General features: G+C 62.2%; 13 protein-coding genes and 1 pseudogene. 3 read left to right on the plus strand and 11 right to left on the minus strand.

The annotated features are described in order from the left end of the window. Positions 1-577 precede the first annotated feature (577 nt). Complete coding sequence (locus tag MUM_RS0109535) at positions 578-1,573, minus strand: succinylglutamate desuccinylase/aspartoacylase domain-containing protein (RefSeq protein ID WP_010169345.1); 996 nt, start codon at positions 1,571-1,573, stop codon at positions 578-580. A 158-nt stretch (positions 1,574-1,731) separates the two neighbouring features. Here MUM_RS0109535 and MUM_RS1000000133145 point away from each other — a divergent pair. Then, positions 1,732-2,160, plus strand: a pseudogene (locus tag MUM_RS1000000133145) (TetR family transcriptional regulator C-terminal domain-containing protein); the annotation flags it as partial. On the opposite strand, the gene MUM_RS1000000134725 reads toward MUM_RS1000000133145, so the two are convergent. The 7 genes from MUM_RS1000000134725 to MUM_RS0109575 form a co-directional block, all read right to left on the minus strand. Then, positions 2,116-3,114, minus strand: a complete 999-nt coding sequence (locus MUM_RS1000000134725; RefSeq protein WP_010169348.1) for a DMT family transporter — start codon at positions 3,112-3,114, stop codon at positions 2,116-2,118. The pseudogene MUM_RS1000000133145 and the gene MUM_RS1000000134725 sit on opposite strands and share 45 nt — an antisense overlap. Further along, entirely contained in the window at positions 3,111-3,809 is a 699-nt protein-coding gene (locus MUM_RS0109550; RefSeq protein WP_010169349.1) for an ABC transporter permease, read from the minus strand. Before MUM_RS0109550 ends, MUM_RS1000000134725 begins: the two co-directional genes overlap by 4 nt. Before the next feature lie 7 nt (positions 3,810-3,816). Further along, positions 3,817-4,521 carry an ABC transporter permease gene (locus tag MUM_RS0109555; RefSeq protein WP_010169350.1) on the minus strand — a complete coding sequence of 235 codons (705 nt, stop codon included), beginning with the start codon at positions 4,519-4,521 and terminating at the stop codon, positions 3,817-3,819. Between the two features lie 164 nt (positions 4,522-4,685). Continuing rightward, complete coding sequence (locus MUM_RS0109560) at positions 4,686-5,522, minus strand: transporter substrate-binding domain-containing protein (RefSeq protein WP_010169351.1); 837 nt, start codon at positions 5,520-5,522, stop codon at positions 4,686-4,688. Between the two features lie 25 nt (positions 5,523-5,547). Further along, on the minus strand, positions 5,548-7,542 hold the full coding sequence (locus tag MUM_RS1000000134865) for an aminotransferase class I/II-fold pyridoxal phosphate-dependent enzyme (protein ID WP_010169352.1): 1,995 nt from the start codon (positions 7,540-7,542) through the stop codon (positions 5,548-5,550). 167 nt (positions 7,543-7,709) lie between these two features. Beyond that, positions 7,710-8,471: a CDP-diacylglycerol diphosphatase gene (locus MUM_RS0109570; protein WP_010169353.1), complete on the minus strand. Its 762-nt coding sequence runs from the start codon at positions 8,469-8,471 to the stop codon at positions 7,710-7,712. Between the two features lie 70 nt (positions 8,472-8,541). Next, entirely contained in the window at positions 8,542-9,525 is a 984-nt protein-coding gene (locus MUM_RS0109575) for an aldo/keto reductase (protein WP_010169355.1), read from the minus strand. Between the two features lie 111 nt (positions 9,526-9,636). On the opposite strand from MUM_RS0109575, the gene MUM_RS0109580 reads away from it, so the two are divergent. Together MUM_RS0109580 and MUM_RS0109585 are read left to right on the plus strand one after the other, a co-directional pair. Beyond that, positions 9,637-10,563, plus strand: coding sequence for a LysR family transcriptional regulator (locus MUM_RS0109580; RefSeq protein WP_010169357.1), 927 nt, complete (start codon positions 9,637-9,639; stop codon positions 10,561-10,563). 57 nt (positions 10,564-10,620) lie between these two features. Next, complete coding sequence (locus MUM_RS0109585) at positions 10,621-11,967, plus strand: cation:proton antiporter (RefSeq protein WP_029615825.1); 1,347 nt, start codon at positions 10,621-10,623, stop codon at positions 11,965-11,967. A 3-nt stretch (positions 11,968-11,970) separates the two neighbouring features. On the opposite strand, the gene MUM_RS1000000134575 is transcribed toward MUM_RS0109585, so the two are convergent. The 3 genes from MUM_RS1000000134575 to MUM_RS0109600 form a co-directional block, all read right to left on the minus strand. Continuing rightward, on the minus strand, positions 11,971-12,111 hold the full coding sequence (locus tag MUM_RS1000000134575; protein WP_003217070.1) for a hypothetical protein: 141 nt from the start codon (positions 12,109-12,111) through the stop codon (positions 11,971-11,973). An 11-nt stretch (positions 12,112-12,122) separates the two neighbouring features. Further along, entirely contained in the window at positions 12,123-12,341 is a 219-nt protein-coding gene (locus tag MUM_RS0109595) for a hypothetical protein (protein WP_010169361.1), read from the minus strand. Positions 12,342-12,425: 84 nt separating this feature from the next. Beyond that, positions 12,426-12,971 (minus strand): hypothetical protein, encoded by a 546-nt coding sequence (locus MUM_RS0109600; protein WP_029615826.1) that lies wholly within the window; start codon positions 12,969-12,971, stop codon positions 12,426-12,428. Between the last annotated feature and the right edge of the window lie 150 nt (positions 12,972-13,121).

Below are 13,121 nucleotides of genomic sequence, written 5' to 3' on the forward strand. Positions count from 1 at the left end.
GGCGTTATTGGGGCAGTCAGATCAAGATCAAAAGACAAGAGCACAGCGGCCTACAGGCGGCTTGAGTGGTAGAAGCCACAGCCAAAAGCCAAAGCGAAAGCAGAGCTACTTTTCTGTAGGAGCCGGCTTGCCGGCGAAAAACCTGAGAGCGCCGCGTTCATTCAGGACGCCAGCGTCATCGTTAACGACCATCGCCGGCAAGCCAGCTCCTACAGGGGATCGTGGCCGCTTTTGATTTTGCCTTTGCTTCACACCACTCAAGCCGGCCTGTAGGCCGCTGTGCTGTTGATCTGCTTTTGATCTTGATCTTAGGCGCCCCGTTAAACCACGCTGGCCGAACGCAGGCTTTGGAGCGTGGGTAACCCGGCAGGACGCCGGGTTAGCCGCGCTGGGCCAAGGATGGCCCATCGCGGCGGCCCACGGTCCAAAGCCGGAGTGAGGGCACACCGAGCCTAAGCGAGGTGCCGAGTGGTGGGGCAAGAGCGTTTTGCTTACTTTTGCGCTGTTCAAAAGTGAGCCGCTGTAAGAGCGGAACCCATCGAAGCCATCACAAAAAAAACGGATATGTACACCTCTACTAAGGATCCAACACCCCACCGCTGTAGCTGTCAGACAACCGCGAGCCGGTAAACTTGGCCACCACCGAACCCTGCGACACCAGGCGCTCCCGATGCCCCGTCACCATGCGCCCGGTTTGCACGGCATGCAGCACCATTTCAGACGCCGGGTCCCCGGGCCGCCGGATAATCCGCGCAAACCGCTCGCCCTCCTCGACCAGTTCACCGAGGCGTTTTTCAAACACCAACACCCCGGGGCACGGCGCCAGAATGGTCTCCATGCACCCCATGTCCACCACCTGCCCCTGCCAATCGGCAATCGCCGGGGCTTCGTCGATCACCCCGTTTGCACAGAGCCAGGCCCAGATACCATCGCCATCCTGCCCGGCCAGGGCGTCACTCACATCCGCCTGCCCGCGCAATTCAATGGTCGCTGCCATTCGCGGGTTGGCGTGATTGATGATGGTTTCCTCAAACGACCCGTCCCCGCCCTCGTCCCAGACAATCACCACGTCCACCTGCAACGCCGCCGCCAATGCCCGGCCCTCGGGCCAAAAGCTGCGGTGGATATACAGGTACGGCAGCGCTTCATCATCCGTGTGCAGGTCCAGCACCAACTCGGCATCGGCCGCCAGTTGCACCAGGCTTTTCTGCCATTGCGCCAGGTTGCTGGCCGGGCGCTCCATCGCCAATGAATGATCGAACGCCCGGTTAAAATTCTGCCCGGTGGCTTCGTGAAAGCGCCCCAGCAACCGCCCCTGGCGAAACTGGCCAATGCCGAACGGGTTGGCCTGGGGCACCACTGTCACCGTGCCCTTGAGCCGCCCCTGGTCCTGGCACGCCTGCAAACGCGGCAGCAGTTGGTGCAACACCAGCATCCCGGCGATTTCGTCGGCGTGCACGCCAGCTTGCAGGTGCACCCGCGGGCCGCTGCCGTCCCCCTCAAAGCGCCAGGCGCCGATGTGCAGGGTGTTCCCGGAATCGCCCGGGACTTGCCACGAAAGGTCTTTTGCCATGCCGCTGCCCTCCTCTTGTTGGAGCTGTGGGTATATATTGAACACACGTTCAACCATGTACTTTTACCAAGGGTGTGCCTGTGACCGAAGACCGTCGCGACCTGTTGATTGCCGCCACCCTCACCAGCCTCGCCCGGGACGGGCATGCCGGCATTTCCGTGCGGCGCATCGCCGCTGAAGCCGGGGTTTCGGTGGGGTTGCTCAATCACCATTTCGGCAGCATCGATGCACTGATCGCCGAGACCTACCACAAGCTCGCCAGCGAACTGACCACCGCCCTGTGGCAGGAAGTCGACCAGGCCCAGGGCCCTGCCGCACGGCTGGATGCGTTCCTCGCCGGCTCGTTTTCCTCACGGGTCATGGACCCGAAATTGCTGGGGGTGTGGGTGGTGTTCTGGAGCCTGATCCGCCATTCGGACCCCGTGAACGACTCCCACGAAAAAAGCTACCGCGCCTACCTCGAACTGATTCGCCAACTGCTCGACGACCTGGCCGCGAGCGAAGGCTTCGTGATCCACGACACGCGCCTGGCGGCCATCGGCTTATCGGCGATGCTCGACGGACTCTGGCTCGAGTGGTGCCTCAACCCCGGCACCTTCAGCCCCGCCGACGGGCTGCACATCTGCCGCTGCTGGATACAAGGGCTGCGTCACGGAGCATTCAGCGCCGACCACGTCTTGTGACACAGGGTGCCGGGCGCTGAGCATGGCCAGGGTGCCGCTGATGGCGATCAGTACGGCGCCGAAGATCAGCGATACGTCCATCAGCGTGCCCCACACCAGGCTCGACAGCAGGAACGCCCAGATCAACCCGGTGTACTCGAACGGCGCCAACAGCGTTGCCGTGGCCCGGCGGAAACTCGCAAACAACAGGAACTGGCCAATACCGCCCACCAGCCCGGCGCCGAGCATGCCCAGCCATGCCGGTGTCGGTGAGGGTGTGTGCGTCCAGGGTAGCGTCACCGCCATGCAAATCACGAACACCACGTTGGTGATCAGCATCTGTTCCAGTACCGAGGTGTTGTCATCCACCTGGCGCAGCTGGATATAGGTAAACGCCCAGCACAGCGCGGCGGCCAGCGTCAGGCCGATGGGCAGCGGGTCGACCATGCTGCTGGGGCGGCAGGCGATCACCACGCCCACAAAGCCAATGATCAGCGAAACCCACTGGCCACGGCTGGCGCGCTCCTTGAGGATCAGCGCGGCCAGCAAGGTGACCATGATCGGCGCGGAAAAATACAGGGTGGTCATTTCCGCCAGGGTCAGGTCCTTGGCGGCGGTGTAGTACAGCAGCCAGGCCAGCAGCGACAACAGGCCCCGGATGATCAACAGCCTGCGGCTGACCGAGTGCCAGGCACGCTTGAGCAGGCCCAGGCGCCCGGCGATCACGCAGGCGGCGACCACCACCAGGCTGCGCCAGAACAGGATGGTGAACACCGAATAGTCGGCCACCAGCCATTTGATCCCGGCGTCCTGCAACGCCAGGAACGCATAGGCCAGTGAGCACAGGGCAATCCCTTGCAACGAGCGATCGGTTTTCATCCGGCAGACCTGCGCAACGGTGTGCCACGCCGCTCGGCAATCGCGTACAGGGCTTCAATCAAAAAGGTCAGGCACAGGTAAACCCCGGCCACCAACAGCAGTGGCTGGTAGATCTGCAGGGTCTGGGCGCGCACCACGTTGGCAGCGCCGAGCAGGTCGACCACCGCGATGGTAGAGGCCAGTGCCGTGGACTTGAGCAACATCACCGTTTCCCCCGCCAGTGTGGGCAGCAACAGGCGCATGGCCCGTGGCAGGCGCACGCGCAATAGCGCCTGGCGAGGCGTCATGCCAAACGCCGAGGCGGCTTCCATTTCGCCCTTGGGCACCGCCAGCAGGCCGCCGCGAATCACTTCGCCGACGTACGCCCCCACCGACAACACCAGGGCAAACACGATGTACCAGTAACCGTCCCGCAGGAGCGGCCACAGGAAACTCCCGCGAATCATCGGGAACTGGGCAAACAGGCTGCCCAGGCCGTAGTAGAAAATGTAGATCTGGATCAACAACGGCGTGCCCCGCAGCACGCTGGTGTACCCCAGCGCACACCGCGCCAGCCACTTGCGCCGCGACAGCCGTGCCAGCGCCACCAGCACCGCCAGGGCGAAACCCAGCAGCGCCGAGATCACCAGCAACGACAGGGTCGTCTGCAAGCCCTTGGCGATCAGTCCTGCGTAATAACTTATCCACTCAGGCATGTGCGGCTCACTCGACAACCGGCATCCAGCGACGAATACGTCGTTCCAGGCGCCCGGACAGGTAGTTGGAGGCCAGTGTCACCAGGTAATACAAGGCGGCGGCCGTGAGGTAGAACAACAGGTATTGCCGGGTCGAGCCCGCCGCCTGCTTGGCGGTGTACAGCAGTTCGTTGGTGCCCACCACGCTGATCAGCGCGCTGTCCTTGATCAGGTTGATCCACAGGTTGGACATGCCGGCCAGCGCGTACGGCGCCATGATCGGCAGGGTCACCCGGCGAAACAGACCCAAGCCGCTCAAGCCGAAGGCCCGTGCCGCTTCGATCTGCCCGTGGGGGATCGCCAGGATCGCCGCGCGGAAAATCTCCGAGGCGTACGCGCCCTGCACCAGCCCCAATACCAGGATCGCAACCAGCGGCCCGCTGATGTTGAACTGCTCAAACCCCAGCCACAGCATCAGCGCATTGAGGGCCATGGAGCCTGCGTAATACAGCAACAGGATCAGCAGCAACTCGGGCACCGCGCGGAACACCGTGGTGTAGCCGCGCATCAGCATGGCAATCGGGCGCGGCGCACTGAGCTTGGCACAGGCCACCACCAGGCCGATCAGCAGCCCCACCGCAAACGAGCCGGCGGAGATCTGCAGGGTCATCCATAACCCTTTGAGCAATGCGTTGCCCCAGCCTTGCTCGCTGAAGTTGAGTAGATCGAACATCGGCGCTCCCTATTTCAATGATGCGCAATGACCCTTGTGGCGAGGGGGCTTGTCCCCCGTTGGGCTGCGGAGCAGCCCCAAAAAAGCGGGAGCGCTGCGCACTCCAACGGGGGACAAGCCCCCTCGCCACAGGACAAGCCCCTTCACCACAGGAAGGTCACAGGTCAGTTTGTGTAGGGGCTGTCACATACCTTGCTGACGTACGCCGGGGTATCGGCTCTTTTGCACGGGCTGACGGACACACCAAACACACTCTGCGAGAGGTCAGCGTAGTCCTTGCTCACCAGCAGCTCGCCGATGGCCTTATCGAGGCGTGCCTTGAGTTCGGTGTCTTCCTTGCGCAGGCCCGCGCCCACGCCACGGCCGATGATCGGGTCGTAAGGTACTTCGGCGATCTCGGCCAGGCCCTGGGCTTCAGGCGTTTTCACCATCATGGCGATGGCGACACCGTCGGCCATCATCAAGTCGGTCCGCCCGGCAATCAGGTCGGCGTTGGCCGATTCCTGGGTGTCGTAGTACTTCAGGTCAGCAATTTTCTCGTAGTACTTCTTCAGGTAGTTGGCGCTGACGGTGGAGATCTGCACGCCGATAATCTTGCCTTTCAGGCCCGCCGGCGAGACTTCGACGGTGGTGCCCTTGGGACCGGCAATGCCCAGCAGCGAATCGTAGTAGGCGCGGCTGAACGCGATCTGTTTTTCACGCTCCTCGGTGACCGACATCGAGGAGAAAATCACGTCGATTTTCTTCGCCAGCAACGACGGGATGATCCCGTCCCACGCCACTTCCTTGATCTGGCACTCAGCTTTCATCAAGTCGCAGAGCTTGTGGATCAGGTCCACTTCAAACCCTGTCCACTCCCCGTTGCCGCCCTTCACCGTGAACGGTGGGTAGGGTTCCGCCGCCACCGCGAACACGATGGGTTTCTCCGCCGCCAACGCAGTACCTGCCGCCAGCATCAACACTGCACTGCTCAACCACTTTGCCAATCGTTTGGATTTCATGATCTTGCCCCGTCTTTTTTTGGAGTTAGCGAGTTTGATGCGCGTTGACGAACTGCCGGCAACGTTCACTGCGTGGGTCGATAAACACTGAGTCCGGCGAACCGGTTTCCTCGATCAAGCCTTGGTGCAAAAACGCGACTTTGGATGACACGTCCCGGGCGAACGCCATTTCATGGGTCACCAGGATCATGGTGCGGCCTTCTTCGGCCAGGGAACGAATCACCCGCAGCACTTCGCCCACCAGCTCCGGGTCGAGGGCCGAGGTGGGCTCGTCGAACAACATGACTTTGGGGCGCATGGCCAACGCACGGGCGATGGCCACCCGCTGTTGCTGGCCGCCAGAGAGGAACGCCGGGTATTCGTTGCGCTTGGCGGCCAGGCCAACCCGGTCGAGCAAGGCTTCGGCGCGCTCGATGGCTTCGGCACGGCTTTCGCGCAGGACCTGGATCGGCGCTTCGATAAGGTTTTCCAGCACGGTGCGATGGGGCCACAGGTTGAAGTTCTGGAACACCATGCCCAGCGTCGAGCGAATCCGTACCAGCTGTTTGGCGTCGGCCACCAGCGGTGCGCCGGGCCGACCGTAGTTGAGCTTGATGCTCTCGCCGTCGACATGAATGCTGCCCTGGTCCGGCACTTCGAGCATGTTGATGCAACGCAGCAAAGTGCTTTTACCCGAGCCGCTGGCGCCGATCAGTGAGATGACTTCGCCTTCGTGCGCAGTCAGGGAGATGCCCTTGAGCACTTCGATATTGCCGAAGCGTTTGTGCAGGTCGAGCACCTCGATCATCTTCTTCGCGGCCGCCGGCTGCACGCTGATGATTTTCGCAGCAGGCTCTATTCGCGGCTCGCCGGCGAGCTTGGCGACGAAGCGGCTGATGCGCTCGCAGGCCTCGGCCAGTCGCGCTTCACCCAAGGTGAACGACAGCCGCACAAAGCCCTGGGCCGGTTCACCGAAAGCGGCGGCATCCAATACGGAAACCCCCGCTTCGCGGAACAGCCGCCAGGCAAAATCCAGGGAACTGAGGCCGGTGTCCCGCACATCCACCAGCACGAACATGCCGGCTTGGGGGGCGCGTACGTGAATGCCCGGGCAATCGCTCAGGCCGGCGACCACCAGGTCGCGGCGGCGCCGGTAGGTTTCACGCATGCCCTGGGTGACTTCATCGTGGGCCAACACGGCGGCGGTGGCGGCTTCCATCACAAACCCCGGCAAGCCGTACAGCATGCTCAACACCAGGGTTTCGGCGTGGGCCACCATGGCAGGCTCGGCAACGATCCAGCCGATGCGCCAGCCGGTCATGGCGTGGGATTTCGACAGGCTGCCGATCACGATGCAGCGGTCGGCCATGCCCGGCAGCGCGGCGAGGCTGTGGTACTCACCGTCGAACACCAGGCTTTCGTAGACTTCGTCCACCACCACCCACAGTTCATGCTCGATCGCCAGGTCGGCAATTGCCTGCAGCTCCTGGGGGTTGAGCATCACGCCGGTGGGGTTGTTGGGGTTGGAGAAGAAAATCGCCCGGGTGCGCGGCGTGATGGCGGCGGCCAGCAGCGCCGGGTCGAGGCGAAAGCCCGAATCGGCAGCACACGGCACCCGCACCAGCGTCGCGCCGCTGGCCTTGAGCGTGGCTTCGTACGTGACGTACATCGGGTCGAGGACAATCACTTCATCACCGGCCTGCAACAGGCACAGCGAGGTGACGAACAAAGCGTTCTGCGCGCCGGCCACGGTGATGACGTTTTCAGCGTTTAACGGGCGAGCCAGGGACTGGCTGTAACGGGCGGCGATCGCGTCCCGCAGTGCCGGGCGGCCGGGGATTTCGGTGTAGTGGGTATCGCCCTGGCGCAGCGCTTCGACGGCGGCGTCGGTGATGAACGAGGGGGTGGCGAAATCCGGGTCGCCGACGCTCAGGATGATGATGTCTTCGCCTTTGCTGCTGGCCTGGAACGCGGCGTGGTGGATGTCCCAGGCGGCTACGCCCTGCCCTGCAATTCGCTCAACAAAGGGTGAAAACCGCATGCCAGTGCCTCTCGTTCAATCAGAAAAAGCGCAAGCCCGCTGGTTGCCCAGCGGGGGGTTGCAGCCAACATAATTGAAACTGAACACTCGTTCAACGGATAGCGTCGCGGATGTCGTAAACAGTTAAAACAGGTCGTTGTGGTGGATACCTCCAGGTGGGTATGAATTCAGCCGGCAGTCTGGGTCATCAGCTTGCACTGGTGGTCTTGCAGCTCCTCGGCGGACGCCAGGTTCCACTCCTTGAGCGTCAAGCGGGTGGCCAGCAGCACGAAGTTGCCATCCGCCTCGGGTGCCAGCAGCAGGCTGTAGCTGGCCATGGCGTCGCCCTGGGCCTGCACGTAGTCATTCAGGATCGCCAGTGGGTCACGCAGGTCGAAGTCGGCTGCCGACAAGGTGCGGGCGCTGTAGGTATGCCCCTGCAGTTTGACCGGCAGGGTTTGCCATTGCTCGTTAAGGGTGGCGGCGCGTTCGGTGAGGGTGTTGAACACGTCGGGGCGCAGGCAGGCGATATGGATATGCAACTGGTTTTGCGAGCGGCCGTAACGCGAGTTGATCGCCAGCGACACATAGCGGTCGGCAATCGGCGTTTGCAGGCCGGTGGAGAGCACGTCGTGGTTTTTCCAGGCCTGGGCAAAGTAATGCGGCAGCAGGTTGCGCGTCAGTGCGACGTCTTCGATGCCGGTGACTTTGTCGGTGGGGATCAGCAGGTCCTGATACGGGCCATTGAGGTCCTTGAGCAACACGAAACCCTTGTCCGGGTCGACCTTGAGGCAGGGGCTGGGGTTTTGATGCTGGCTCTGGTCGGGCACACATTGGCGGCTGACGATCTGCCACAACACATCGGGATTGCCCCGCCATTTCCAGGCGCCCGCCAACGCCACCACACACAGCAAACCACCGATGCTCTTGAATACGGTACCGCGCTTCATGCCAAAAACCTCAACGCCAAAGGGATGTCTTTTGTTGTTTTACAACTGCCAGACATCCCTGTCGCAAAGGTTAACGTTTGGCCGGGGCCATAAATTCCGGGCCTACCGGATCTTTTATCGTGTTGGCCAGAATACGGTCGATATGTTGCAGGTCATCGGCGCTGAGTTGCCAGCCGAATGCGTCCTCGATGCCTTTCAATTGTTCCGGGCGACGGGCGCCCCACAGCGCCACCGTCGGGCCCTGGTCCAGCACCCAGCGCAATGCCAGGGCCAGCACGGACTTGCCGTGGCACTCGCGGGCATACACATCCAGCGCCGCGACCGCCGCCAGGTATTGCTCAAAGCGTGGCGCCTTGAATTTCGGGTCGAGCTTGCGCACATCATCACCGGTAAAGCGTGTGGCGGCGTGCATGCTGCCGGTCAACAGGCCCCGGCACAGCGAGCCATAGGCCAGGACCACCAGGGCGTTTTGTCTGGCGTACGGCAGGATGTCGCTGTCGATCGCCCGTTCGAACAGGTTGTAGGGTGGTTGCACCGTGTCCAGGTGGGTGTACTGGCGGAAGTCGTCCATTTGCGCGGGGGAATAATTGCTCACGCCCACCGCCAGGATCTTGCCTTCGCGGCGCAGTTTTTCCAGCTCGCCGGCGGTTTCTTCCTGGGCCACCAGCGGGTCGGGCCAGTGAATCTGATAGAGGTCGATGTAGTCGGTTTCCAGGCGCAGCAGCGAGTCTTCGACTTCCTTGCGGATGCGCTGGGCCGTGGCGTTGCGGCGCACGGTGCCGTCGTCCCATTGCAGGCCGGCCTTGGTCGCGATCACCGCCGTATGGCGCACGCCGCGCAGGGCCCGGCCGATCAGCTCTTCAGACAAACCGAGGCCGTAGACCGGCGCACTGTCGATAAAATTGATGCCGCTGGCCAGCGCATGGCGAATGGTCTTGATCGACACCTCATTATCGGCGCCACCCCACATCGAACCGCCCATGGACCAGGTACCCAGGGCAATCCGCGAGACGGCCTTGTCGATCCCCGGGATCTTGATGGTTTCGATACTCATTAAAAAGCCTCCGCCAGAAACATTCAGTAAAAAAACGATTACTCTAGATCATCCGTGGTTGAATCGGGCTCAACGCCGCGTGCAACCCAAACCGTACAAAAGGTGCTTGATATGGCTGCGTTCAACCGCTCCGAGTTGGCCGACCTGAATGTGTTCATGGCGATCATCCGTCGCCGGAGTTTCCGGCATGCCGCCCATGAACTGGGCGTCACCACCTCGGCCCTGAGCCACACCATGCGCAACCTGGAAACCCGCCTCGGGGTGAAGTTGCTCTACCGCACCAGCCGTGCGGTGGAGCCCACCGACGCCGGTGTGGTGCTGGCGGAAAAACTCAGTGCGGGCTTTGCGACGATCCAGGATGGCCTCGACACCCTGGAGCTGTACCGCGAGGCACCGATTGGGCGGCTGCGCCTGAACGTTCCCCGGGACGCCGCGGTGCTGCTGATCTCGCCACTGTTGGGCGAGTTCACCCGCACCTATCCGCAACTGCGCCTGGACGTGATGATCGAAGACCGCATGCTCGACATCGTCGCCGAAGGCTACGACGCGGGTATCCGCTATGGCGCCACCGTGCCCCAGGACATGGTGGCCGTGCCGCTGACCGGCGAGCTGCGCTGGATCATGGTCGCCTCCCCGGCCTACCTTGCAAAGGCCGGAACGCCTGCCGTGCCCAAGGACCTGCTCGCACACGCTTGCATCCGCATGTACCTGGGCGACAAGACCACCTACAAGTGGGAGTTGGGCAACGGCACCCGCCAACAGCGCCTGGATGTGCCCGGCCACTTCAGCGCGGCCGACACACAAACCATCGTCGACGCCGCCCTGCAAGGCGTGGGCATCGCCTACTGCCTGGAGAATCGCGTGTTATCGGAACTGGCAGACGGCCGCCTGGTGGAAGTGCTGCCCGACTGGGCCTGCATCGGCGCGCCACTGTGCATGTATTACCCCAGCCGGCGTCAGTCTCATCCAGGGTTGCGGCAGTTGATAGACATGATCCGTGTGAAAACCATCGGTTCACAGTTGTTGGAATCACATTGAACCTGGGCCCGGCCGTGCTCCTCAAACCTGGACAGACCACGGCCCGGTGCACACCCGATGACTTTTATTCTATGGATGGCCGTACTCGGCGCGGTGTTGCTCACCCTCGCCCTCACCTCCTCCTACCTGCGCTGGATGCCGGTCACCACCTCGGCGGTGTGCCTGTTGCTTGGCGTGGGTATTGGCCCGCTGGGCGCGGACCTGCTGCACCTGGATATCAAGGACTCCGCCCGCTGGATGGAACACCTGACGGAGGTCGCGGTGCTGTTTTCGCTGTTTGTCAGCGGCTTGAAGCTGCGCCTGCCCCTCAAACATCGAACCTGGCGCATTGCGTTTGGCATGGCCGGTCCGGTCATGCTCCTGACCATACTCGGGACGTGCCTGGTGCTGCATTGGCTGCTGGGGTTGTCGTGGGGCGTTTCGCTGTTGGTGGGGGCGATTCTCGCGCCCACCGACCCGGTGCTCGCGGGCCTGGTGCAGGTCAATAACGCTCAGGACTATGACGCACTGCGCTTCGGCCTCTCCGGTGAGGCCGGTTTGAACGATGGCACCGCCTTCCCGTTTGTGATCTTCGCGCTGATGTTCATGCAGCACGGTGGGTTCGACGGTGACTGGCTTGGCGGGTGGGTCCTGAAAAATCTGCTGTGGGCGGTGCCGGCCGGCTTGTTGACCGGTTATTGGATGGCCCGGGGCATCGGCCGGCTGACCCTCAAGATGCGGATCACCAATGCCGACAGCACCCTCTCCCCGAATGACTACCTGACGCTGGCCCTGATCGCCCTGGCCTATGTGGTGGCCGAGGCCATCGGCGGCTATGGCTTTCTGTCGGTATTTGCCGCCGGCCTCGGCCTGCGCCAGGCAGAGTTCAAGTCCACCGGCAACTCACAAACCCCTGCCGAACATTTGGCAAAGCCGTTAGTGGGCCATATGGAAGTAGAGCCGGAGCACGCATTGCACGGTGACCTCGGGCAGTTGCAAGACACGCAGATCGCTGCCGGCGTGATGATGGGCGACATGCTCGCATTTGGCGGCCTGGTGGAGCGTTCGATGGAAGTGTTTCTGGTGACCCTGCTGGGCGTGGTGCTGGTCAGTCACTGGGACTGGCGGGCGCTGGCGGTGGGCGCTTTGCTGTTTTGCGTGATTCGCCCGCTCAGCGTGTTGTCGGTGCCCTGGGGCAGTCTGCTGGATCGCAATCAGCGCGGGCTGGTGGGCTGGTTCGGGATTCGCGGGATCGGCAGCATTTACTACCTGTTCTACGCCATCAACCATGGGTTGGTGGGCACCAGCAGCGCCGTTGCGGTGAACCTGACGCTATCAGTCATTGCCCTGAGCATCATCGTTCATGGCCTCAGCACACAGCCGATGCTGGCGTGGTATGAACGACGCGCCCAGGCACAACAATGACGGTTATTCCTGGTTTTCGGTGTTGCCGACGTCGGCGGCATCATCCAGGTCGTTAAGCGGAACTTCGGCATCATCCATCAGTGAGCCCGGGTCTTCATTGCCCGGGTCATTGAGTTCATCGTCTTCGTCTATTTCAACTGACATGACCGTCTCCTCTAACCGCCTTGAGTATCGATATCGGCATCGGTTTCAGGCTTGGGCTCGCGCTCGGGCTTGAAGTCTGGACTGTAGTCGTTTTCTGCCGCCTTAGGGTCGGCGTCAGGCGTTGGGTCTTTCGGCGCGTCGGCCGCTGTACCCGGTGCCGGCTCTCCGCCGTCGATGGCGGGATCATTGCGGCCGCTGACTTGCGGGTCGTCTTTATCGGTTGCGTTCATGGTCACCTCTTCGCAGATCTTGGGGAAACGTGCCCTGCGTAAAGGTAAGGCGCCGCACGCCGGGTGGAAGTTCATTCCGATTCCCTAGGAGCCCGGGTTGTCGACCTGGATATAGAACGCATAGGCCCCCAGGATCACCCAGAACACCATGAACAACCAGGGTGCACGCATCGAGAACAACAGCGACTTGCGATAGCCCTTGTGGGACGACTCCGTCTCGCTGAACAGCGGCGATTCGTCATACGCCAGGCCCATCACCGGTTCACTGCGCAGCAGTTCGCTTTGCTTGTAATGCCAGTGGTCAATGATGTCGTAGGCCGCCCGAATGCCTGGCCAGGCGTTGAGAGAACTGAGGATGCCCAGCATCGCCAGGAATACCGGCACCACCAGAGTGAACAGCTTGCCCCATTCCGGGTTGAGGTTGCCCATGCCGGACACAAAGGCGATCACCAGGAACGACTGCGCCGTGAGGTAGGCGTCGGTGCGGTTGGCCAGGATGCTGGTTTCGTACTGGATCTCGCGCCGGTAGAAGTCGAGGCGGTCCTTGGGTGAACCGAACATCTTCGCGGAGTGTTCGCTGTGGTCGGTCACGGCCGACTCAGGGTTCTGTGGGGAAATGATTCTGGGCACGATCAGTGCTCCACGCAGGTATTTGAAGCCCGTTAGAAGAACCGCGCTGGTGCAAAGTTCAAGTAATCGATGCACCGTTTTGAGGCAATCGAGTTCTCTATGTGGCGAGGGCGCTTGCTCGCGTTGGGCTGCTTAACCGGCCTGCTTCCT

The sequence above is a fragment of the Pseudomonas sp. PAMC 25886 genome (assembly GCF_000242655.1).
In the GTDB taxonomy this organism is placed as follows: domain Bacteria; phylum Pseudomonadota; class Gammaproteobacteria; order Pseudomonadales; family Pseudomonadaceae; genus Aquipseudomonas.

Excerpts from the sequence above, each read along its gene's own strand:
- MUM_RS0109560 (WP_010169351.1), bottom strand. The coding sequence starts at position 5,522 with ATGAAATCCAAACGATTGGCAAAGTGGTTGAGCAGTGCAGTGTTGATG.
- MUM_RS1000000134865 (WP_010169352.1), bottom strand. The coding sequence starts at position 7,542 with ATGCGGTTTTCACCCTTTGTTGAGCGAATTGCAGGGCAGGGCGTAGCC.
- MUM_RS0109535 (WP_010169345.1), bottom strand. The coding sequence starts at position 1,573 with ATGGCAAAAGACCTTTCGTGGCAAGTCCCGGGCGATTCCGGGAACACC.
- MUM_RS0109580 (WP_010169357.1), top strand. The coding sequence starts at position 9,637 with ATGGCTGCGTTCAACCGCTCCGAGTTGGCCGACCTGAATGTGTTCATG.
- MUM_RS1000000134725 (WP_010169348.1), bottom strand. The coding sequence starts at position 3,114 with ATGAAAACCGATCGCTCGTTGCAAGGGATTGCCCTGTGCTCACTGGCC.
- MUM_RS0109575 (WP_010169355.1), bottom strand. The coding sequence starts at position 9,525 with ATGAGTATCGAAACCATCAAGATCCCGGGGATCGACAAGGCCGTCTCG.
- MUM_RS0109550 (WP_010169349.1), bottom strand. The coding sequence starts at position 3,809 with ATGCCTGAGTGGATAAGTTATTACGCAGGACTGATCGCCAAGGGCTTG.
- MUM_RS0109570 (WP_010169353.1), bottom strand. The coding sequence starts at position 8,471 with ATGAAGCGCGGTACCGTATTCAAGAGCATCGGTGGTTTGCTGTGTGTG.
- MUM_RS1000000134575 (WP_003217070.1), bottom strand. The coding sequence starts at position 12,111 with ATGTCAGTTGAAATAGACGAAGACGATGAACTCAATGACCCGGGCAAT.
- MUM_RS0109595 (WP_010169361.1), bottom strand. The coding sequence starts at position 12,341 with ATGAACGCAACCGATAAAGACGACCCGCAAGTCAGCGGCCGCAATGAT.
- MUM_RS0109555 (WP_010169350.1), bottom strand. The coding sequence starts at position 4,521 with ATGTTCGATCTACTCAACTTCAGCGAGCAAGGCTGGGGCAACGCATTG.
- MUM_RS0109585 (WP_029615825.1), top strand. The coding sequence starts at position 10,621 with ATGACTTTTATTCTATGGATGGCCGTACTCGGCGCGGTGTTGCTCACC.